The 23,355-nt window shown below is 66.9% G+C and carries 12 protein-coding genes and 1 pseudogene; 4 read left to right on the top strand and 9 right to left on the bottom strand.

The window, feature by feature from the left end; genetic code table 11:
- Positions 1 to 18 precede the first annotated feature (18 nt).
- From ABD002_RS13750 to ABD002_RS13740, 3 genes are all read left to right on the top strand, one after another.
- Complete coding sequence (locus ABD002_RS13750) at positions 19 to 2,496, top strand: winged helix-turn-helix domain-containing protein (RefSeq protein ID WP_343792055.1); 2,478 nt, start codon at positions 19 to 21, stop codon at positions 2,494 to 2,496.
- 343 nt (positions 2,497 to 2,839) lie between these two features.
- Entirely contained in the window at positions 2,840 to 4,234 is a 1,395-nt protein-coding gene (locus ABD002_RS13745; protein WP_343792053.1) for a Kelch repeat-containing protein, read from the top strand.
- Positions 4,235 to 4,432: 198 nt separating this feature from the next.
- On the top strand, positions 4,433 to 6,082 hold the full coding sequence (locus ABD002_RS13740; RefSeq protein ID WP_343792051.1) for a SulP family inorganic anion transporter: 1,650 nt from the start codon (positions 4,433 to 4,435) through the stop codon (positions 6,080 to 6,082).
- Between the two features lie 53 nt (positions 6,083 to 6,135).
- Here the strand turns inward: ABD002_RS13740 and ABD002_RS13735 are convergent, their stop codons facing one another.
- The 7 genes from ABD002_RS13735 to ABD002_RS13705 form a co-directional block, all read right to left on the bottom strand.
- Positions 6,136 to 7,950 (bottom strand): LTA synthase family protein, encoded by a 1,815-nt coding sequence (locus ABD002_RS13735; RefSeq protein WP_343792049.1) that lies wholly within the window; start codon positions 7,948 to 7,950, stop codon positions 6,136 to 6,138.
- A 334-nt stretch (positions 7,951 to 8,284) separates the two neighbouring features.
- A complete protein-coding gene (locus ABD002_RS13730) occupies positions 8,285 to 10,204 on the bottom strand; it encodes a hypothetical protein (protein ID WP_343792047.1) in 1,920 nt (639 codons plus the stop codon).
- Positions 10,205 to 10,219: 15 nt separating this feature from the next.
- The gene (locus tag ABD002_RS13725) at positions 10,220 to 10,384 is read right to left on the bottom strand and encodes a hypothetical protein (RefSeq protein WP_343792045.1); all 165 of its coding nucleotides are present in this window, start codon (positions 10,382 to 10,384) and stop codon (positions 10,220 to 10,222) included.
- 137 nt (positions 10,385 to 10,521) lie between these two features.
- Positions 10,522 to 11,211, bottom strand: a complete 690-nt coding sequence (locus tag ABD002_RS13720) for a hypothetical protein (RefSeq protein ID WP_343792043.1) — start codon at positions 11,209 to 11,211, stop codon at positions 10,522 to 10,524.
- Between the two features lie 33 nt (positions 11,212 to 11,244).
- On the bottom strand, positions 11,245 to 14,166 hold the full coding sequence (locus tag ABD002_RS13715) for a protein kinase domain-containing protein (RefSeq protein WP_343792041.1): 2,922 nt from the start codon (positions 14,164 to 14,166) through the stop codon (positions 11,245 to 11,247).
- Between the two features lie 66 nt (positions 14,167 to 14,232).
- Complete coding sequence (locus ABD002_RS13710; protein ID WP_343792039.1) at positions 14,233 to 14,778, bottom strand: ECF-type sigma factor; 546 nt, start codon at positions 14,776 to 14,778, stop codon at positions 14,233 to 14,235.
- A 70-nt stretch (positions 14,779 to 14,848) separates the two neighbouring features.
- Positions 14,849 to 16,663: an LTA synthase family protein gene (locus ABD002_RS13705; protein ID WP_343792037.1), complete on the bottom strand. Its 1,815-nt coding sequence runs from the start codon at positions 16,661 to 16,663 to the stop codon at positions 14,849 to 14,851.
- A gap of 171 nt (positions 16,664 to 16,834) precedes the next feature.
- Between ABD002_RS13705 and glnE the strand changes: the two genes are divergently transcribed.
- Complete coding sequence (gene glnE, locus ABD002_RS13700) at positions 16,835 to 19,696, top strand: bifunctional [glutamate--ammonia ligase]-adenylyl-L-tyrosine phosphorylase/[glutamate--ammonia-ligase] adenylyltransferase (protein WP_343792035.1); 2,862 nt, start codon at positions 16,835 to 16,837, stop codon at positions 19,694 to 19,696.
- A 26-nt stretch (positions 19,697 to 19,722) separates the two neighbouring features.
- Here glnE and ABD002_RS13695 read toward each other — a convergent pair.
- Positions 19,723 to 19,930 (bottom strand): annotated as a pseudogene (locus ABD002_RS13695) (helix-turn-helix domain-containing protein); the annotation flags it as partial.
- A 122-nt stretch (positions 19,931 to 20,052) separates the two neighbouring features.
- Complete coding sequence (locus ABD002_RS13690) at positions 20,053 to 23,346, bottom strand: amidohydrolase family protein (protein WP_343792033.1); 3,294 nt, start codon at positions 23,344 to 23,346, stop codon at positions 20,053 to 20,055.
- Positions 23,347 to 23,355 lie beyond the last annotated feature (9 nt).

Here is a 23,355-nt window from a genome sequence, read left to right as displayed (position 1 = left end):
ACTGCATACCTTGGCGCGATGGATTCCTGCGTGTATCAGTTTGAGCGATTCCGGCTGAGCCGTGAAACACGTGAGTTGTGGCGCGAGGGCGAGCGCGTGGTGGTGTCGTCCCGGGTCTTCGATTGCCTGCTCTGGCTGATCGAGCATCGCGACCGCGCGGTCGGTCGCGATGAGTTGATCGGCGCCATCTGGGGCAAGGCGGATGTCGCCGACAACCTGCTCGCACAGCTAGTCGTGCGTGTGCGACGCGTGATCAGCGATACCGGCGATCAGCAGCGCATGATCCGCACGGTGGCCGGATTCGGTTATCGCTGGGTCGGCGCGATCGAGTTGGTCGCGACCGGCGCCCATGAATCCGTCGGCGCCGAGGCGGCGCCGGTCGACCAAGACACAATGCGGGCGGACGAATCATCGGGCGTGGCGAGGGAGTCCGCCGCGGCGATATTTGCGGTGCCGCAGGTCGAATTGTCCGTGCCGAGTGCGGCGCCGGCGCAGCCCGCATCGACGGTCGAGGTCGCGCGGCGAGCGCACGCATCGTCGCGCCGCTGGACGATGCGGGCTACGGTCGGGATGCTGGTGTGCATTGTGGCGGCCTGGGTCGTGTTGGGCGAGCGCTTTGGCGTGTCGTCCTCGAAGACGGCCGCGCCGAACGCTGTCCCGACGACAGCCGCCATGGTCCTGCCAGTCGCGCTTGATGCGGGCCCGGACGACAGCTGGATGCGTCTCGGCCTGATGTCCGTGATCGGCGAACGTCTGCACGACGCAGGGCAGGCGGTCGTCCCCGTCGACAATGTCGTCGCGGCGAGTCGCGATCTGGCCGCGGCACCTGCGGCATCCGAACTCGATGAGCTCGCGCGAACCACCGGCGCGGCAGTGATCCTGCAAGCCCGAGCGAATCAGGCCGGCGGCCATTGGGCCGTTTCGCTGCGCACGATCCGTGGACGCGAACCGGGATTGTCGGTGGATGGCAGCGCCGACGATGCCCTGACGGCCGCGCGAATCGCAGGCGACCGGATGGCCGTGCTGCTCGGTTTTTCGCCGGCAGCGCAAACAGGGCGAAGCGCCAGTGAACGTGAGTTGGCGGTGCTTCTCAAACAAGCAGAAGCGCTCACGCTTTCCGGACGGTCCGCGGCAGCGCGCGTTGTGCTGCAAGGTGCCACGGCTGAGCAACGAAAGTCGCCGGAGTTCCGCTATCAGGCGGCCGTGCTTGAATTCAGCACTGATCATTTCGACCAGGCACAGACCGCTCTCGAATCGCTGGTTCAGGATCTGTCGCCTGAAGGCAGTCCGGTTATGCGCGCCCGCGCCTTGAATGCCCTCGGCAGCGTGTTCTACACACAAGGGGATAAAGCGGGTCTGATTCGCGTATCGAACGCGGCTATTGCCCTGACCAGCAACCGCAATGCACCCGAGGAACTCGGTCGCGCACTGGAGGGGCGCGCGACGGTGGCGGGTTTGAAGCGAGATTGGGATGCGGCGTTGGCGGACTTCGCACAGGCGCGGATCGCGTTCGAGATTGCCGGCGATCGACTCGGTGCGGCGCGCATCGACGCGGGCATCGCGATCACTCAGAGCCTTCGCGACCGTTTCTCCGTCGCGTTGCCGATGCTGGAAACCGCCGCCGCGCAAATGGCCGCATTTCACTCGGTGGGTGTCGAAGCCATCTTGCGCGCAGATCAGGTGGCCATCTGGCTGGCGTTGGCCAATCCGAAGGCGGCACTGCGTATTGAAACGCGCTTGCATGAGCTCGCCGCGCAGACAGCGTCGCCCGGCCAGCGGAATTCTCTCGATCTGACGCGCGCCGAGATCCTGATCGCCAATGGCCAGCTGGGTGCTGCCGGGTTACTGCTGCAGCCGGCCTACGCGGAAACACTGAAAGCCGGGGACGAGGCGTATCTGTTCGGGATGCACTATGTGGCTGCGTTATACGCGCTGAACACCGGGAACCGCGCGATGGCGGAACAGGAGGCCGGAGCCGCGCTCGCCAGTCGAATGGACGATGCCGGTGCCCGCGACCCGGCGCGCATGTGGCTGATACGGCTGCGTGCGCGCATCGCCGACGAACAAATCGCCGCACTCGATCCGATCGTGGCGGCGATGGAGGTTTGGGCCGCCAAGGACGATACCCCGGTGGCTCGGGCTTACGCAGCCCTGGCGGTCGCCGAGCGTGCGGTGGCCGTGGGTGATCACGCTGCGGCCGAATCCGCGTACGAACAGGCGACGCAGCTGGCTGGCGAACGCGAAGTGCCTGCGGATACGCTGGCGGTCGCATCGAGCTACGCGAGCTGGCTGATGGGCGAAGGCGATCTCGATCGCGCCGGCAGGATCGTGGGCCGCGTCGCCGGCTGGGCCGACGACGACTACGAAGCGGCCCTCCTTCAGGTGCGTTTCTACCATGCGCTGAAACAACAGGCCGCGTGGAAGTCTGCTCTGGACAACGCCCGCCGTCTGGCCGGCGAACGTGTCATCTCTGCAGACCTTCTCACCCCACCGTAGCAGCCTGGATTACACCCCGCGAAACGAATGCCTGCGGTGATCCGCGGGGGATCCGCCAGGGTGGTCCGAAATCCATCCGCCTGAAGGACGACGTTATCGCTTCGCACGATCGGTCGTCGCCACTGTCTTTCGCGTGTCTTTCATTGATTTACACGCAGATCACATCCGCTTGTCGCCCGATGCGAATGCGCAAGGCGTTCGCTCCACGTACAAAACCGCTGTTGCCCGGGCGCGTCGAGGATCGGCGTGAATCGGCGCGATCGCTTCATTGTCAGGCGCCGCGGCCGCGGATGGCCATCACCCGTCGCCACAACGCAACCCATACCATCGCAGAGGTTGATCCATGAACAGATTTTGGGGATTCGGGCTGGTTCTCGTCAGTGGCGTCTTGATAGGTGCCCAGGTCGCCATGGCGGACGGCTTCGTGGCGACTGGCAACATGCCATTTGCGCGATCCAGGGGCACGGCGACTTTGCTGCCGAGTGGAAAGGTCCTGATTGCCGGCGGTGCGGACATCAACGGTGCCCCGCTCGATAGCGCTGCCCTGTACGACCCGGCGACCGGCGTGTTTACACCGAGCCAAAGCCACATGCTCACACCGCGCGCCGACCATGTGGCCGTGCTGCTCCAGAACGGCAAGGTACTGATTGCAGGCGACGGCAATATATTCGCAGCCGCGATCGGCATTCCACCGACCAAAGCCGAGATCTACGATCCTGCCACTGATCAGTTCACGGCGACGGGATCGATGTTGGAAGAGCGCCGTGCGCCGGGCGCGACCCTGCTCCCGGATGGAACGGTGTTGTTTGTCGGCGGCAGCGGCTGCTGTCTCTACTCGGAAATCTTCGTGATGCCCAACGGACTCGGCAGCACCGAGATCTATGATCCGACCACTGGCGTGTTCAGCCCTGGTGGCCATCTGGCCGCGCCGCGCGAACATCCCGCGATCGCGCCCTTGGCCGATGGCACGGTGCTGGTGACAGGCGGCTCGTGGAACTACATCAGCCAAATCGGCAGTACGTTGATACTCGATACTCACGTCAACGACAGTGCCGAGACCTACCTGTATCCATCAGGAGGGTTTCATCTGACCAACGGTCCGATGGGGGGTGCGCGCACAGGGCATGTGGCGGTTCGCCTGCAGGACGACAGCGTGCTGGTCGCGTATGCGGCATATGACCCATCGAATTACTATTTGACGACGTTGCCGACCAATGTGGAGGATTTCGACGCGATCACGGGTTTGTTCGCGTCGGCCACGTCACCGCCCGCGATTGACCGTACGCTGTTCAACCAGAGCGTGCTGCTCAACAACGGAAGCGTGCTGATGGCAGGCGGCGTCCAAACCAACGCAACGGGTACCCCGAATGTAGCCAGCGCGGACTTGTATGTGCCGGGCCTGCATGCATTCGTCCCGACCAATGCGCCGATGACCGTGGCGCGCGCTTCACACACTCTGACCAAACTCGCGGATGGTCGCGTACTTGTTACCGGCGGTCTCGATGCTGCCAATAACCCGCTCGCCAGCGCGGAGATCTACGATCCGAACATGATCACCGACGAGATATTCAAGAACGGTTTCGATCCCGCGCTACTCGCAGCTGCGAACACGGAACGGCAGGCGCCCCGCTCCACCTGTGCGGACCTGCAGGCGCCGATCTGGAAGCCGGACTTGGGCATGTCCCACGAGTGGTATGACCGGGCAAGCGGAAGAATCTGTCGCTCCAGCGGTCTTTGAACACGTGACGCCGTGGTCGGCAGCGATCACGGCGTCCAGGTGCCAGCTGGCACGGGTCCAGGCGCTTTCGGGGTACGCTCGGCAACTCGTATCGCCGTGCTGGAGCATGTCGATGTCCGGATCGCCTCGGGTGTCCTTCGCCGCGTTCGTGACAAGGCTGCTCGCGCTGGCAGATGCCGGCGTGGTGGATGCGATGGCATGAACAGCGCAGCCGTGACACCAGCAGCCAAGGTCATGCCGTGGGCCGATGCACTCGCCGGCCTGTCCATCGCCGGCTTGTTGCTGCCCGAGGCAGTCGCGTATTCGGGCATCGCCAAGCTGCCGCCGCAGGCGGGCGTGATCGCGCTCTTCGCGGGGCTGGCCTGCTACGGAGCGATCGGGCGCAGCCGCTTCGCGATCGTCTCGGCGACGTCGTCGTCCGCGGCGGTGCTGGCAGCGGCGACGCTCGCATTGTCGAATGGTGACGTTGCCCAGCGCTTGCTGCTGGCAACGGTCTTGGTGTCGCTCACGGGATTGTGCTTCCTGGTCGCGGCGCTGGCCCGGCTCGGCGCGTTCTCGAACGTGATCGCGAAGCCGGTGCTGCGCGGCTATGCGTTCGGACTCGCGCTGGTCATCGCGGTCGGCCAGTTGCCGGGGTTGCTCGGCATCAGTGCGCAGCATGGGCAATTCGCGTCGCTGCTGCTGGAACTCGGCCGGCGCGTCGGCGACTGGCAGAGCGCCAGTCTCTTCACCGGAGTTGCCGCGTTGATCGGACTGTTCGTGCTGGAACGCATCCGCGCGCTGCCCGGTCCGCTGCTGGTGATCGTTGCGGGCATCGCGTTGTCCACATGGCTGGGCGCCCGCGGCGTGGCGTTGACCGGACCGATCGCGCTGGCCTTGCAGATGCCTTCGCTGCAACTGCCGGCCGCTGCGCAATGGATGCCGCTCGCCGGACTTTCCGCGGCACTGATGCTGATCCTCTACGCGGAGTCGTATGGCTCGATCCGCACCTACGCTCTCAAGCACGGCGACGAGGTGGCGGTGAACCGTGATCTCGCCGCGCTCGGCATCGCCAATCTCGTTTCCGGCCTGTTCCACGGCATGCCGGTCGGTGCCGGCTATTCCGCCACCTCGGCGAACGAAGCGGCCGGTGCCGGTTCGCGCCTCGCCGGATTGTGTGCGCTGGCCGTGGTGCTCGCGCTCGTGCTGCTGTTCCTGCCGTGGATCGAACGCATCCCGCGCCCGGTGCTGGCGGCGATCGTGATCCATGCAGTGAGCAAGTCATTGCGACCGGCGGTGTTCCGGCCATATCTGCAATGGCGCCGCGACCGCCTCGTCGCGCTCGCGGCGGTGCTCGCGGTGATCGCGTTCGGCGTGTTGAACGGACTGCTCATCGCAATCGCATTCAGCCTGTTGATGTTGCTGCGCACGTTGGCCACGCCACGATTGTGCGTGCTGGGGCGGTTGCATGGTGGCCATGATTTCGTCGATGTCGCGCGTCATCCCGAAGCGGAGCAACTAGCCGGTTGTCTGATCCTGCGGCCGGAAGAGCCGCTGTTTTTCGCGAACGCCGAACCGATGCTGGCGCAGGCGCGCGCCAAGGTCGCGCGCCATGCCGACGCGGCCGTCGTGATCCTCAGCCTCGAGGAATCTCCCGATCTGGACAGCACCGCGTTGGAGGCGCTGGGTGATTTTTCACGATGGTTGTCAGCGCGTGGCCAGGCATTGCGCGTGACCCGTTTGAAGGATGCCGCGCGCGACCTGCTGCTGCGTGCCGCGCTGCCGCAGCTGTCGCCGGAGGAGCTGAACTACTGGAGCGTCGAGGATGCTGCGCAAGCGACGGTCGCCGCTCCCGCGCAAAAATCCTGAGCCGGATCGCTGGCGGGAATGCCATGTCAGGCACCGGATACGAGCAGCCGACGTCACGGTGAATTCTCGCGCACGGCGACTCCTCCGGAGTGAGTGGCCGCGACCGGTAACGCGACCTGCGCCGATGGCCATTCGTCGCGCTGGCGCATCTGCATCAGCGCGCCGAGGTAGGCGTCTTCCGCAGGCGTGTATTCCGGACCGAATGTCGTCTCATCGCGGACCGCATCGAGCACTTCGAAATAGCGATCGCGGATGCCTGCCGCAGCGAGCAGCCGTGAAGGCAGGAAGAACGACGCGGTGGTTTCGACGTGTTCGTCATGCGCCGCGGTGTCGAACAGCAGGTAGGGGACCGGTTGCAGGGTTTCACCGGCGCCGTCGCGGAAGCCCAGGCGGCGGTAGACCTCGGGCAGGGCGGGCAGATGATCGCCGTAGAACAGCAGCAGGCTGCGCCGCTTGCGCTGGCCGAGCGCTTCAGCGAGGCGGCCGAGCGAACGATCCGCGTTGCCGAGGTGATACAGGTAGTTGCGCAGAGGCCTCACCGCATCGGCGGGCAGACCCGGCGGTATCGGCTGAGCATCGCGGCGGTGCGCGTCGATGCCCGGGCTGTCGTCATAAGGGCCATGGTTTTCCATGCTGATCGCGAAGATAAACGTGGGCGATCCGCCCTCGTCGAGGCGCCGCAGGATGTGATCGACCAGTGCCTCGTCGCTGATGTAGCGGCCCTCGTGAGGAGCGTTGCCAAATGCTTCGTCGTCATCGAAGCCGGCGAACCCCAGGGACTTGAACGCGCTGGCGCGGTTCCAGAACGTCGCATCGTTCGGATGCACGCCAAGCGTGCGATAGCCATGCGATGCCAGCGCGCTTGCCAGGCTCGGTGGCCCGCCGGAGGTGAGGTCGTAGTACGGATACTGGTTGTGCGGGAAATAGCGCAAGCCAATCCCGGTCAGCACTTCGAACTCGGTGCGTATCGTGCCGCCGCCGTAGGTCGGCACCCACAGATCGCCATGTGTGGCTCGCGCGCCGAGCTCACGCAGCATCGGTGCGACCTGTGCCGGGTTCAGTCCCTCGAGGCGTGCCGGATCGAAGAAGGATTCGCTCTGCACCACGATGATGTCGGGCAGATCGCCGGCCCCGTTCCTGGCTGGAGCCGTGTCGTTCAGGGGTTGCGGATGCCGTTCCAGGAGAATGGCCGCAGCCGCGCGGTTGGGTTCGGACAACGGGCCTGAGAACTCCCAGTGATAGCGCAGCAGCGAAGCGAGCAGGCCGGCATGGTCGGTCGTCTCGACCGGCGCCCACGACTGGAAATCGAGGCGTTCGTCCGAGTACAGGGCTTGCCAGGGCATGCTTCCCGCGATCAGGCTTGCGCCGACCGTGAGCACGCCGCAGGCAAGCAGCGCACGCGGTCGCGCGCGCATCTCGACGCGCAACTGCATCGCGATCAGCACGATGGTCACGACCGCCGCCAGCGCATAGAGCCAGAGATCGATCGGGTTCGTCGGCACGTAGCGTCGGAGCAGACCGTGGCCTGCGACGAGCTGGCCGATGAGTGCGAAATCGCTCGGCAGCAGTGGCGTTTCGAGTGATTGCAGCTTGACGTTGTTGACGGCGTAGAGCAGCGCGGTCAGCAGCATCGCGCACCAGCACGCGAGGAACGGACGCCGTGTAAGTGCCAGCATGAACAGCGCGAACAGCGCGACCGGCAGCGCATTCAGGGCGGCGAGGCCGACATCGCCTGCGGCGCCGTGCGCGGGCCGAAACGCCGGATCCAGCGCGTACACGAGCGCAACCAACGCAGTGCCCGCGGCAACGGCACCGGATGCATTCCATGCGAGGACTTTGGTCCTTCCGATCCACGCCGCTTCGATCAACGTGAAATTCCCTGAGGCGATATGGCCTTAGGAAACCACGCCGAAGGTTTGCAACTCGCAAGGCAGTTGCAAAATATCGAAAAGGCGGGCAACGCCTCGGCTTGAATGGAGAGCCGTTCGTGGTGAGGTATCGAACCATGAGCGGCGGCGCCCGCGGCCTTGGCGGGTTTTCACGTAGGGTGGACTTAGCCCGCCGATTGCCGTGGTGGGCCAGGGCCCGCGCTACTGCTCTTGAAGCCCTCCCCTTCAAGGGGAGGGTTGGGTGGGGATGGTGTTCCTGCTTGCGAAGCAACTCGAAAAGCCCCGCAGCGACGCGGGGCTTTTCGTTTCCGTGCTACATATCGAAGCCATCGCAGAACAGCGCGTTGGCATTGTCGTCGCAGGCAAACGCGGACTGGCGCTCGTAGGCGCCGAGGTCGCGCGGGCCGTAGACGTTTCGGATGGTCGGCAGATCAACGTCGCGCGGGCGGCGGTCGAGGTCGGTCCCGCCGGCGGCCGGGGCGAAGTCGACGCCGAGCGAAGTGGGCAGCAGATGGTAGTCGCCGGTGGCCGCGCTGAGGAACGAGGGCCGACCGACCACGATGTCCGGTTGCGAAGGCAGTGTGCCGTTGCTGTTCGTCAGCACGTAGTGGACCGCGAGGTTCGCCGGATTGCCGGCATATGCGAGCGTCGGCACGCCGGGCTGGTCGAAGATCATGTCGGTCAGGCTGAGATCGTGGCCTGAGTAGATCACCGTGCTGCCGCCGATCGTGTTGTTCGCGAACGTGCAGTTGGCGAATGCGGTCGGGCCCACGTAGGAGCCGTCATTGTCGATGCGCACCAGTTCGCCGGTCACCTGGTTGTCGGCGACGAGGCAGTTGTACACGTAGGCCGTGCCAAAGCTGGAATCCAGCCCGAAGGTGCGGATTGCATGCGCGCCCTGGTTGCCGCGCATCAGCAGGCGGTTCACCTTAAAACTGCCGTCGTCCTGGACCAGGATCGCAGAACCCGGCGTCGGCGTGTTGTTGCTGTCTTCGGCGATGTTGCCGGATACGGTATTGCACGGCACGCCGTGGGCGCACGCGACCGCGCCGAGCGATGGCGGCGATTCGGGCATGTTGCAGCCGGGATGGGAGTCGATATTCATGTACACCTCGCCACCGAAATCGATCCCGACTGAGGTGTCTATGTCCGTGTCGGCGTAGATCGCCGCGCCCTCCTGGGCTTTGTTGTCGTCGATCCGGAAATCGAACGCGCACAGGGTCGCCTCGCCGAAATCGCCGCTGGAATTGTTGAGTGGCTTGAGATAAATGCCGCCGCCGGTTCGGGACGCCGTATTGTTCTGGATGTGTACCGGGTTGGCGGGATCGACCGTGAACAGCCGGACGTTCACGGACTGCCGATCGTGCACCGCGCTGGCCGCGATGCCGCCGCCGTAGGCGGCGTCGTTGAACTGGATCGCCGCGCCGCCGTTGTAGCCGGGCGAGCCGATATCCGCGCGAGCCGGGCCGATCACCGCGATGCCCCCGCCAAAACCACCGGGCGCGTGGTTGTAGCCGATCAGGGTTCTGTCCTTGAGTGCGAACAGCCGCGCGCTGCCCTCGACGAGGATGCCGCCGCCGCTGCCACCCGCACCAATGGCGTTTTCCAGGACCAGGGTATTGCCGAGCAGCGTCAGCGTGGCATTGCCGCCGGAGCCGCTGAAGCTGATGCCACCGCCATTGCCGGCGCTGTTGTGGTCGACGGTGGTGGTGTCCAGCATCAGCGAGCCGGCGCCGGAGAAGTAGATGCCGCCGCCGCGATCGCTTACGTTGCCGCCGGTCACGTGCAGGAACCGCAGCGTCACGTAGCTGGTGCCGTCGATGTGCAGCGTGCTGTTGCCAGTCTGCCCGATGCCGTCGAGCGTGACCTGCGGTTGGGTAGGCGGGGGATTGTTGCACCCGCCGATGTTCGGATCGCAGAACGGGGGCGGCGGGCCGCACGGCACCCCGTCGCCGACCGCATACAGGGTCAGTGACTTGTTGCTGATCGTGAGATGCTGCGCGGTGTAGACCCGCTCGCGGGTGATGACGATGGTGGTGCCTGGACAGCTCGCGTTGTTGATCGCGGACTGGATGTCGTTGTCGGTGCACATCGCGTCGCTGGCGGTGTCGCCGACGAAACGGTAGTAGGGTATTGGCTGGCAGAGGAACGCGTCGGCGTCACGACTGCCAAACGTCAACGCTGCGATGAGCGGCGCACACGCAACGAATGCGAAACGGAACGAGGCGGACACGACACGCTCCTCGAATCAGAACCCGGGTGCGGGCATGTTCGAGTAACGCCGTTTGGCAGCAAACTCAGACACGCCGTGTGGGGTCTTCGAGCCCCCAGCCGAAAGCCGGACCTTGCCGCGCAAATCGCGCAGCTTGGCGTACGCGCGCGCGGTCGCGACCAGCTTGAGGCCGCTGCGCACGGTTTCGCTGACGCCATCCCCGCTTGCTGCCTGTGCCTTGTCCAGGAGAGCAGCAGGAACTTCAACGGTGATCTTGCGCAGGATTTGCGTGAGCGGAAATTGCCATATCGTCCACCAGCCTGCGGTACGGGTTCGTGCTACATCGCCTCGAAGCCGTCGCAGAAGATCGCGTCGCGATTGTTGTCGCACAGAAATGCGGACTGGCGCTCGTAGGCGCCGATATCGCGTGGGCCGTAGAAATTCGGCACCTGCGGCAGGTCGACATCTCGCGGCAGGCGATCTAGATCGGTGCCGCCGGCGGCCGGCGCAAAGTCGACGCCCAGCGAGGATGGCAGCAGGTGGTAGTCGCCGACGGCGACATTCACGAAGCTCGGCTCGCCCTGCACCACCAAGTTGGCTGTCGCTCGCAGCGTGCTGGTGTCATTGGACAGTACGTAGTGGGCGGACGCGCCGCCGTCGACCGTCTGCACGCCGGGCATGTCGATGATGCTGTCGGTCAGGAAGAGCCCGGAGATGCCGTTTCTATACAACACATAGCCGTTGTCGATCGTGTTGTGCGCCAGCGTACAACCGTCCATGGAGAGAATCGTTGGCCCAGAACGACGCACGCCGACGAGTTCGTGCCGGGTATGGTTGTCGACGATCAGACAGTTCGCAAGCTCGGTATCGTTACTGACGTCGTCGTCACCCAAAACGTTGATGGCATAGGCCGCCGCATTGCCGCGCAGGATCAGCCTATTGGCCACGAAATGCGAGCGCGAACCGACCAGGATCACGGCACCGTCGGTCGGCTGGTTGTTGGCATCTTCGACAACGTTGCCGGACACCTCGTTGCAGGCGCGCTCGTCCTGCGCTCGCCTTCATTCGCGCAGTCGGGCCAGCAGCTCGCGCAGCGGTCGGCGATAGTGCTCGCCGAGTTCCTCTTGTGCAGCGTCGATCGTGCTCGCGGCGGCGGCCAGTGCGCGTGCCTTGCCGGTATCGCCCAGATCCAAAAAGGCATTGGCCAGTGCGACCTGCGCCTCGGCGATTTTCGGGCTGGAAGGATCGAAGGTCGCCTGGCGCAGGGATACCGCGCGCTGCAGCAGCGGCAGGGCCGCTCCCGCTTGCCGCGCACGCAGCAGGGTCATGCCTTCGACCAGGTCGGCGCGCGCCGCACAGGCCTTCAGGTACGCGGCGAGTCCGTTTCCCGCGATCTGCTGTCGCACTTCGGCGGCCAGCTTCGCCACTGACTCGGAGTGGCCATCGGCCAACGCGATTTCCGCCGACAACAGTTCCTGCTCAAACCGCATCCATGACACAGCGTCGTCGCCCTCGATGCGTAGTTCATCGAGCAGCGCGCGGGCGGTGTCTACGTGTCCACGCGCCAGCTCGAGCCGTGCGCGCGTCGCGGTATTCGCATTGAATGCGGATGTCCCGTGCGCCTGCTTGTGCCGGGTGCGAACTTGCGCAGCCTCGTCCAGCGTGTCGGTGGCCTGCTGGTAGCGGCCGCTGTCCATCTGCGCGTCCGCTTCGCTCTCGAGAAACGTTGCCAGGAAGACCACGTCGGGCTGTTCGCGACGGCAGTTCGCGATCGCCGTTCCCATATCGGTCAGGCCCTCGCGTAGTTGACCGGAACGGGCTCGCGCCTCGCCGTACAGGAACTGCGCCCACAGCGTCTGGCCGGGATCGTCCGCACCCTTGGAGGCCAGCGACCGATCCCTTGCCTGCTTGAGCAGGGCAAGCCCGTCCCGGGTGCGGGCGGTGCTGGCCAGCAGCTTGCCGAGGCGCATCATGAAGTATGCGGTGTCGGCAGGTTCGTCGCCGTTGATCGCCTCGATGCCCTCCAGCGCAGCGCGTGCATTCCGTTCCGCGCCCGCAATGTCGAGGGCATCGTACTGGGCATCGCTGAGATAGGCGTAATAGCGCGGCAATTCCGGATTCTTCGCTCCCTGTTGCGCCTTCGATACCTCCACTGCGCGCTGCAGGGAAGCGATCGCCTCGCGCGGCTTGCCGAGGTGATGCTGCACCCAGCCCAGATCGCCCAGCGATTCGGCGAGATCCGCCGAGGGCGGCAAGGCCTCGAAAACGCGCACCGACTGGAGGTCGTAGTCGAGCGCCCGCGGCACATCCGTGTCCTGGTAGTAGATCGACAGTTTTCGTAGCAGCGAGCCGCGCGTCGCGGAGGTGAAATCGCCATTCCGGTCGAGGATGCTCACCGCTTCCTTGAGTACAGGTTCGCGCTCGTTCGCCGATTTCGAACCGGCCATCGATCCGGCCAGTTCGACGAGGGCAGCGGCGACTTCCGGTGCATTCGTGCCATGCAGCTCGCGGGTGATCTCCACCGCCTGCCTGCGCAGCCTCACGGATTCGTCGTAGAGCGACAAGTCGTCGTAGAGCCCGCCGAACAGGCGCAGCAGGCTGAGCTTGACCTCCGGGGCGTCGGCCATCGCGCCGTCGATCTTGCCGGCGCCGAGGTCGAGCAATGCGCGCGCCGTGGTCTGGCGCGCCTTGACCGGGTCGGGCTGGCTGCTGCTGTTGGCGCGGAACACGTCGCTCAGGAATGCCTGCACCGCTTCGGCTCTCCGCGCCTGAATCTCCGCCCGGCGAGCCTGCCACAAGGCGATGCCCAGCCCGGCGAGAATCGCGAGCAGGAACGCCATCGCGGCGGCGACGCCGCCACGATGGCGCGCGACGAACTTGCGCGCGCGGTACCAGCGCGATGGCGGATGCGCGAGCACCGGCTGATCGGCCAGATGGCGCTCGATATCGTCCGCGAGTGCGCCGGCGGACGCATAGCGGCGCTCGGGTTCGTCCGCAGTCGCCTTCAGCACGATGTTGTCGAGATCGCCGTACAGCTGGCGCCGCACGGTCTTCGGCGGCGCCGGCAGTGCATCGGGGTCGGTGCCGCTGATCCGCGACGATGGCGTGCGCGGGTCGCCGTGTTCGCGCCGCTGGCCTGTGATCAGCTCGCCGAGCAGCATGCCGAGCGCGTAGACGTCGGTAGCGGTCGTGATCTGGCCCTGCTGGAACTGCTCGGGTGCGGCATATGCAGGCGTCAGCGCCTGATGCTGTGTCCGCGTTGCGTCGTGGTCGAGCCCGGTGTCCAGCAGCTTGGCGATGCCGAAGTCGAGCAGTTTGGCCTCGCCCTCGCGCGTGACCAGCACGTTCGAGGGTTTCAGATCGCGATGCACGATCAGCGCGCGATGCGCCGCCTCGACCGCACGGCAGACATCGACGAACAACATCAGGCGATTGCGCAGATCCAGATGCAGGGCGCGGACATGCTCCGTGATCGGTACGCCGTCGATCAGTTCGAGTGCGATGTACGGCGTGCCCGCGTCGGTGAGGCCGCCTTCGATCAGGCGTGCGATGCCGGGGTGGCGCAGTTGCGCGAGCGCGCGGCGCTCATCGCGGAACCGCCGTCGCTCGTCCTCCGAATACAGGCCATGGCGCAACAGCTTGAGCGCGACGGTCTGGCGCACGCCGGCCTGTTCGCGCTCCGCGCGGAACACGACCGATGAGCCGCCTTCGCCCAGCTTCTCGATTAGCGTGAACGGCCCGATGCGCTCGCCGAGTGGTATCGGCGGCTCCGGTTCGAGCTCGCTCACGCACGCGAGCAGGTCGTCGAAGGAGCGATCGAGCTGGTGCCCCAGCTCCGCCGCGTCGGCGGCCAGCAGCCGTTCCACGGTCGCCCGTTGCACCGGATCGGCGCAGTGCGCGGTCACGTAAGCCGCGCGGCGCGCGGCCGGCAGCGCCAGTGCTTCCTCGAACAATTCGCGCGCGGTTGGCGTGGGTTCGGTCATCGCGGATTGCGTCGGATCCTCGGGTTTCATGGCAATAACGCCGAAAAAAGCGCGATCAGGACATCTTCATTCCAGTGCCGCGTGCAGGAACGCACGTGCGTAACGCCAGTCGCGGTCGACGGTGCGGCGGGTGATGCCGAGCAGCTCGGCGATCTGCTCGGGCGAGAGCCCGGCGAAGTAGCGCAGTTCGACCACGTGCGCGGCGCGCGCGTCGGTTTGCTCGAGTTGCGTCAGCGCCTCGTCGAGCGCGAGGGCCTGTTCGGCACTGGCAACGGCAAGTTGGTCTTCGGCGGTCGCGGTCAGCGCGGTCCTGATCCATTCGCCGCCGGCCTTCCGGCGCAGGTGCTTGCGCGCGCGGTCGGCGAGCACGTGGCGCATCGCGCGCGCGGCGTAGGCGAAGAACTGGGCCGGGTGTTCGAACGCGAGTTCGTGGCTGCTGTAGAGACGCAGATACAGCTCGTGGACCAGCGCGGTGGTGTCGAGCGTGCCGCGCGGGCCGAGTGCGAGCTGGCGGCTGGCGAGCGCCTTCAGGCGGTCGTACACCGCGTCGAACAGCGCTCCGAGCGGCGGAGCGGCGCGACTGCCGATGACGGACGGGTCGAGCGCGGGCATGGCGACCTCGCGGAAGCGACGCCAGTGTAGTCGCGCCGAAGCGCCCACGCGACTGGGTGGTGCGGACGGATCAACCCGCGTCGGTGCTGTCGGCGAGGCCGAGCGCCTCGTGCATGACCGGTGCCAGCTCGCCGCGCAATTGCAGGCGAGCCAGTGCGTTCAATCCCGCCGCGCTCGTTGGCTCGTCCGGATCGAAATCGTGGTCGCGCGTGAGCGCAGCGAGCAGGCTGAACCAGGCGCCGTCATGGATGTTGGCAGCCTGCAGCAGCAGCGCGGGCAGCATCCAGCTGTGCGTGTCGAGCCGGTGCGGGCGCGGATCGGCGCTGTCGAGCAGCAGCCACGGAACAGGCTGCTCTTTCGCATCGCGTCCGTCGTCGAAACCGAGCTGCGTGTAGACCGGCGCGAGACCGGGCAAGTGGTCACCGTAGAACAGCAGCAGCGTGCGCCGCTTGCGCTGCACGAGCGCTTTCGCGAGGCGGCCGAGTTCGTGGTCGGCGTCGTCGAGCAGGTACAGGTAATTGCCGAACCAGAGACGACCGCCGGCGTCGAGCCGTTCCGGCATCTCGATTGCGGCGAGACGTTGCGCATCGAGCCCCGGCCGCCAGTCGAACGGGCCATGGTTCTCCATGCTGATCGCGAACAGGAACTGCGGCGGGCCGTCGTCGGCGAGTTCGTCGAGCACGCGCTCGGTGAGCGCGGCGTCAGCGGTGAACAAACCGACGATACGGTCGGGTGAAAACGAGGCGCCATCGATGAAGCGGTCGAAGCCGAGCGCCGGATAGGCGCGCGCGCGATTCCAGAACGCGCCCGCGTTCGGATGGATCGCGACGCTGCGGTAGCCGTGCGCGTCGAGCACGCGGGCGAGGCCCGGGTATTCGTCGCGGTCGAGTTCCAGCCATGGATACTGCACGCCGCCGAGGCTCGCCAGCGGCGCCCCGGTCAGCACTTCGAACTCGGTACGGATCGTGCCGCCAGCGAAGGTCGGCACGCGCAGGTCACCCGATGTCGCGCCACCCGCGAGGCGATGGTAGTCGCGCAACCAGCGCCCGCTCAGCACTTCGCGCAGGCGCGCCGGGTCGAACAGCGACTCGCTCTGCACGACGACGATGTCGGGCAGCTCCGCCGCCGGCGTCGTTGCGGCCAGCGCGGCGCGCAGCTTCGGCGCATGCGCCTGCAGCAACGCGACCGCGGCGTCGCGATCGGCCGCCGGCACCTGGCCATCGCCGATTTCCCAGTGGTACAGCAGCAGGCTGCCGATCAGGCCGGTACGCGCCACGCTGTCGGCCAGCGACCACGGCTGGAAGCCCAGCTCGACCGACTGGTACACGCGCCGCCACGGTGTGGCGCCGACCATCAGGCTGCAGCCGGCGAGCAGGGCCAGCGCGGCGAGCGCCGGCGCGCGCCAGCCGGCCAGCGTGTTCAAGCGACGCTCGCGGCAGAGCAGCGCGGTGATGCCGAGCGCGAGCGCGATCAGCCCCCAGCGCGTCGCGTCGACCTGCAGGTATTGCGAGAACAGCCGCAGCGCCGGGCCCGGTGTTGCCAGAAAGCGCAGGTCGGCCGGCAGCAGCGGTGTCTCCAGCGTGCCGAGCTTGGCGCTGTTCGCAGCGTACAGGCCGGCCAGCGCGAGCAGCACGACCCAGCTCGACAGCAGCAGGCGACGTGTCAATGCGAGCAGCAGCACGAACGCGGTCAACGCCGGCAGCGCATTGAGCAGCACCCTCTGCAATACCTCCCCGTGTGCCGGCACCGCAAGATCGATGCCCGGGTCCAGTTGTGCGACCAGCAGCGCGACGAGCAGCGCACAGCCGACCGCGGCCGCGCTTTCGCGCAGCATCAGCGCGCGCCGACGGTCAGGCGTGGAGGATTCGAGAGCCAGGGTGGTCATGACGAACCCGTGACAATGCCATGACGCGACAAGCCTTGCATTAACGCTGGGTCAGGGAAGCTCGGCACAGGGCGAAGCTCGTCATTCCGGTGAAAGCCGGGATGACGGTTTGTTCGGATGTGCCTTGGCGATGGCTGGCCGTGCCGGCGCCCCTGCTGCGACAATCCGGCGATGTTCCAGCCCATTCCCTGGCCTCGTGCGACCGCTGCGTTCCTCAATGAGCGCCTGTCCCGGCTCGAAGCCGCCTGCCGCGAGGCCGCCGTGCCGTTCTACGACGACGCCGGCGTCGACGACCACCTCGAGCGCGTGTTGCTTGCGAGCGACTTCGCGTATACGAGCTTCCTGCGCGATCCGCGCCTGCTCGGTCCGGACTTCCTGCAATTGATGAGCGACCCGCGCCACGCGGATGCGCGCGCCGGCGCGCTCGTGGATGGGCACGACGATGCCGCATTGCGCAGCGCGTTGCGCGAGTTCCGGCTGCGCGAGGCGCTGCGCCTGATCTGGCGCGACGTGAATGGTGCGGACGCGATCGAGACTACGCTGGCCGGTGCGTCAGTGCTGGCCGAAACCTGCCTCGAGGCGGCCTTGCGCGGTGCCGAGCACCAGGTTGCCGCTCGCCACGGCGTCGTGCGCGATGCCAATGGCCGACCGCAGCGGCTGGTCGTGCTCGCGCTCGGCAAGCTCGGCGGCGGCGAACTCAATTTCTCGTCGGACATCGATCTCGTGTTCGCATTCGCCGAGCATGGCGACAGCGATGGCGCGCGGCCGCTCGATGCCGGCACCTATTTCGCACGCGTGGGCCAGGCGCTGGTGTCGTTGCTCGCCGACCGCAATGCGGACGGCTACGTCTATCGCGTCGACTTGCGCCTGCGACCGTTCGGCAATGCGGGCCGGCTCGCGCTGTCGTTCGCCGCGATGGAACAGTACTTCCAGCGTGAGGGCCGCGACTGGGAACGCTACGCCTGGATCAAGGCGCGCCCGGTCGCCGGCGACCGCAATGCCGGCGCGCGCCTGCTCGACACGCTGCGGCCGTTCGTGTTCCGCCGCTATCTCGACTACACCGCGTTTGCCGGCCTGCGCGAGATGAAGGCATTGATCGACGCCGAGGTCGCGCGCAAGGATCTCGCCGATCATCTCAAGCTCGGCCCCGGGGGCATCCGCGAGATCGAGTTCATCGTGCAGCTTGTGCAACTGATTCGCGGCGGCCGCGAGCCGACCCTGCGCGTGCGCGGCCTGCTGCCGGCATTGGCCGCCTGCGAGCAGCTCGGCTTCATGCCGGCCGAGCGTGCGAAGCGCCTGCGCGACGCATACCGTTTCCTGCGTCGGCTCGAGAACCGCGTGCAGATGTTCGCCGACCAGCAGGCGCACGAGATTCCGGCCGAGGAGGTCGTTCGCCAGCGCTTTGCGCTCGCGCTCGGTCGCGCGGACTGGGCGTCGCTCGCCGCGGAGCTGCAGGTGCATCGCGCCGCGGTCGCCGAAGAATTTGCGGCGCTGATGGCGGTCGATGCGCGCAACGCTGCGCGGCACACGCAAGCGCAGTGGCCGGAGTTCTGGCGTGCGCTCGCCGCGGGTGGCGGCGTGGATCCCGGCACGCTCGCGGCGGCCGGTTTCGATCCGCCACAGGAGGTCGTGGCCGAACTCGAAGGTCTGCTCGGCAGCGCCGCGCTGCGCAACATGTCGGCGCGCGCGCGCGAACGGCTCGACCGCGTGATGCCGGCGCTGTTCGCCGCCGCCGCGGCGCAGATGGACCCGGCCCGCGTGCTGGTGCGCCTGCTGCGTCTCGTGCATGCGATCGCACGGCGTTCCGTGTATCTGGCCCTGCTCGACGAGCAGCCGGCCGCATTGAGGCGGCTCAGCACGGTGTTTGCCGCGAGCGCATTCCTCGCCGAGCGTGTGAGCGCACATCCGCTGCTGCTCGACGACCTGTTCGACGATCGCGTCGACAGTGCGCCGCTGCGGCGCGACGCGATCGAGGCGGAACTGGCGCGCCGGCTTGCCGTGCTCGGCGAGTCCGATCCCGAGGCGGAAATCGAGCTGATCCAGGAGCAACGCCAGTCCGCGCTCTTCCGCATCGGGCTCGCGTTCATCGCCGGCAGGTTGGATGCCGTCGCCACCGCACGTGCGCTTGCCGAAGTCGCCGAGGTCGTGCTCGGCGCCGTTCTGCGCATCGCCGAGCGCGACATCGTCGCCGCGCATGGACGTCTGGACGGCCAATCCGCGAGCGAAGGAACGGGGCTGGCGATCGTCGCCTACGGCAGCTTCGGCGGCGCCGAGCTCGGTTTCGGCTCCGACCTGGATCTGGTCTTCCTGTACGACGACGAGCGCGCGCGCGGCGAATCCGGCGGCGCCAAGCCGCTCGACGGATCACGTTACTATGCGCGGCTCGCGCAGCGCATCGTGCACCTGCTCGGCATGCTGACCCGCGCCGGCCGACTCTACGAGGTCGACGTGCGCCTGCGCCCGGACGGCAGCAAGGGCATGCTCGTGCTCAGCCTGGCTGCCTGGGAGAGCTACCAGCGCGAACGTGCCTGGACCTGGGAGCTGCAGGCGCTGGTGCGCGCCAGCGCGGTCGCCGGCGATGTCGTGCTCGCACGCCGCTTTAGCGAACAGCGCCGCGACCTGCTCGCCACGCCGCGCGACGCCGCCACGATCCGCACCGACGTCGTCGCGATGCGTACACGCTGGCGCGCCGAACGCGACCGCTCCGACGCACAGCAATTCGACCTCAAGCAGGGCCCCGGCGGCCTCGTCGATCTCGAGTTCCTGTTGCAAGGCCTGGTGTTGCTGCACGCATCGCAGCATCCGCCACTGCTCGCCAGCGGCAACAGCGCTGATCTGATCGCCGCGCTGGTCGCCGTCGGCGCGCTGTCGGCGGAGGACGCGACCGCGCTCGCCGCGGCACACGCCGCGCTGCTTGCCTGCGCGATCCGCTGCACGCTCGATGGGCGTCCGCGCGTGATCCTGCGCAGCGATACGATCGAGCGCGAGGCGGAGGTCGTGCGTGGCGTGGCACAGCGTTATGGGTTCGGGTAGAGGCAACGGATTGCCGGCGCGGCGCCCTAGATGACTTTCAGGGTGATCGCCTTCAATACGGCGCGCGTGCGATCGCGGGTGCCCAGCTTGTCGAAGATGTGCATGAGGTAGTTCTTGACCGTTCCTTCGGTGACGTGGATCGCCTGGCCGATCTCACCGATTGGTATAGCCGCCGGCCAGCAGCCGCAAGATGTCGATCTCGCGCTTGTTGAAACTCGCTCCCGGAACACCCTGTCGCGGTAGGCGAAGCACTGGTCTGCCGACGTCGTCGCGCGAGTACAAACCGTGGACGTGCCACGGCTTGCGCCCGCTCCTGCAGCGGTCTCCCCCGCGCACAATACGCGGGAGGCTCGGGCTCAATGCACGTGGAACGTTCCCGACTTCGGGCAATGGCACATCGCAGTCGGGCCGAACTCGATGCCGAAGCTGCGGCCGTCGCGGTGGCGTTGCCAGTAGAACTCCGGTGCCTTGCGGCCCTTGCCGGCGACTTCGGCCATGTCGGCGTCGACGTCGAACACGCGGCCGTTGACCGCGACGTAGCGCGTGTCGATCGTCGCGCGGATGTTGTCGAGCGGGTTCGAGTTCAGCACGACGAAGTCGGCGCGCTTGCCGGCTTCGAGCGACCCGAGCTGCTTCGACAGACCGAGCAGGTCGGCGCCGTCGTAGGTGGCCGCGCGCAGCGCTTCCCAGTTGCTGAAGCCGCTCTGCGCCAGCATCCAGATCTCCCAGTTCTCGGACAGACCCTGCAACTGGCCGTGGCCGCCGGTCTGGATCTTCACGCCGGCGTCGCGCAGTTTCTTCGCGGCCGCGCCGACCTCCTTGTAGTAGTAGTCCCATTCCGGAGCGGTCTCGCGGCGGATCGAGCGCGCATCGAGCGTTTCGCGCGGAAAGAAGCGGTTGAGCTTCTTGTCCTCCCACACGTTGTCGCGCGCGTACCAGTAGTACTCGCCGGAAAGGCCGCCGTAGTTGACGACCAGGGTCGGCGTGTTGCGCACGTCGGTCTGCTTCCACAGGTTCACGATGTCGGCGTACAGCGGCGCGACCGGCAGGTTGTGCTCGATGTTCGTGACGCCGTCGAGGATCATCGGCAGGTTGTGGTTGAGCGTGGAACCGCCTTCCTCGACGACCAGCATGCCGAGCTCGCGCGCAGCCTGGTTGATCTGCTGGTGCTGTTCGCGGCGCGGCTGGTTGTAGCTCTTTACGCTGAACGCGCCGTTCGCCTGCATGCGGCGCAGGTGCGCGCGCGCGTCGTCGAGCGAGTTGACCACCGCCTTGAAGTCGCCGTCGGCGCCGTACAGGATCGTGCCGGTCGAGAACACGCGCGGGCCGACCAGGTCGCCGGCCTTGACCAGTTCGGCCTGCGAGAACACCGTCTCGGTGGTCGCCGACGGGTCGTGCATCGTGGTGATGCCGAAGGACAGGTTCGCGTAGTAGGCCCAGTTCGCCTGCGGCACCACGCCGGTGAAGAAGTGGTTCGCGTGCGCGTGCACATCGACGTAGCCTGGCGCGATGGTCTTGCCGCTCGCATTGATGACCTTCGCGTTGGCCGGGATCGCGAGGTTCGCGCCAACGGCCTTGATCGTGTCGCCTTCGACGATCAACGTGCCGTTCTCGATCACCTCCTGCTCGCCGGACTGCGCGTTCTTCATCGTGATGATGCGCGCGTGGGTGAACGCGAACGTGTCGGCCGGGCGGTCCATCGGCACGCTGAGGCCGACGTCTAGACCCAAGTCGCTGCCGGGCTTGGGCAGCTCCTTCGGCGCGCCGGGCACGAATGCGAACGCATCCTTGAGGTCACGCGTGTGGTAGTCGCGGCCGACCATCCAGTGCAGCGCGCGGGAATCGGCCGACCAGTGCAGGTACGATCCGACGTCCTTGCTCACCGGCGTGACCGGGATCGCCTTGGTGTCCTTGGACAGCTCGATCGCGGCGCCGGTCTGCGGCAGCGGCGCGACGTAGGCGTTGAAGAGTTCCGTGAACGCGACCCACTTGCCATCGGGGCTCAAGGCGACGAAGTCGGTGTACTTGAGGTCGAACACGTCGCGCGGCTCCTCGCCGCTCACACCGACGCTTTGCAGCTTCTTCTTCAGGCCGTCGCCGGTCAGGAAGTACACGCGCTGGCCGTCGGCGGCGAACTGCGGATTCGTGCCGGACTTGGCGATGCGCTTGGCCGCGCCGCCGTTCGCTGCCATCAGGTAGATGCCGGTTTCGCCGGAATTGAGATTGCCCGTGATCGAGCCGCCGGCGGTCTTCGCGTAGACGATGCGCGCGCCGTCGCGCGAGTAAATCGGTCCGTAATAAAAGCCGGGTTTGCTGGTCAGCGTGTGCACCTGGCCGCTGGCGAGGTCACGCTCGACGATCGCGCCCTGCGCGGCGTCGGACCAGGTCGTGTAGAGCAGCTTCCCGCCGTCCGGGCTGAACGCCGGTTGGTATTCGAACTGCGCCGCGTCGCCGGTCAAACGCTGCGGCGTGCCGTTTGGCAGCGCCTTCGTCCACAAGTGGCCGACTGCGTGGAACACCAGGGTCTTGCCGTCCGGGCTGGTGGCGGCGTCGCGGATCATCTTCGGCGCGAACGTGCCCTGGTCGAGCTTCTGCTCGAAGCGCAGCGGCTGCGCGACGGTCTGCTCGACCGCGGCGCTGAACGGAATCTGCACCGCCTTGCCGCCCTCCGCATCGACGCGCCAGAGCTTGCCCTGCGCCCAGATCACGAGCTGCTTCGAATCCGGCGTCCAGGCGAAGTTCGCGTACGGGCCGAAGATCGCCCACGCTTCCTGCATGTCGTGGGAGAGGCCGTCCCAGAGTGGGCGCACGTCGCCCGAATCGAGGTCGACCAGGTGCAGCACGCTCTTCTCGCGCACGCGCTTGACGAACGCGAGCGTCTTGCCGTCCGGCGAGGGCTGCGGACGCACCGCGCCGCCCGGCGTGGCGACGATCGTCTGTGTCTCGCCGGTCTGGCGGTCGAGGCGCTTGATCGCGTAGATCACCGCATGCGGGTTCTTGTTGTACTGGAAGGACGGACCGGCGCTGACGTCCTCGGAGTAGTAGACGTAGCGGCCGTCCGGGCTGACCGCCGGCTCGCCGAGGTCTTGCTGGTCGTTCTTCTGCTTGGTCAGCTGCAGGCCGGCGCCGCCGGCGCGGTGGTATATCCACAGCTCGCCGGCGCCGAGCGAGCGCTCGCCGGTGAAATGCTTGCGGCCGATGATGTATTGGCCATCCGGCGTCCAGGCCGGGTTGTTGAGCAGGCGGAAGTCTTCCTTCGTGACCTGCGTCGCGGCGCCACCGCCGACCGGCATGCGCCACAGGTTGTTGCCGCCGCCGCGGTCGGAGGTGAACGCGATCTCCTTGCCGTCCGGCGAGAAGCGCGGCTGCACGTCCCAGGCCGGGCCCGAGGTCAGCCGCTTCGCCGTGCCGCCCTCGATCGGCAGCAGGTACAGGTCGCCGAGCAGGTCGAACACGATGGTCTTGCCGTCCGGACTGACGTCGAGGTCGATCCAGGTGCCTTCGTCGGTCGTGAACTTGACGGTTTTCGTCGCGCCGTGCGCGGCGTTGACGTCCCATTTCGGCTTGTCATCGCCCTTGTCGGCGGCGAACGCCGGTGCGAGCACAAAGGTGAGGCAGGCCGCGAGCGCGGCCGGGCGTAGCAATGGCATGGGCGATCC

Origin of the sequence: Dokdonella soli, from assembly GCF_039523175.1 — a bacterium.
GTDB classification, from domain to species: Bacteria; Pseudomonadota; Gammaproteobacteria; order Xanthomonadales; family Rhodanobacteraceae; genus Dokdonella_A; species Dokdonella_A soli.
This window is presented reverse-complemented; position numbering and strand designations above follow the sequence as displayed.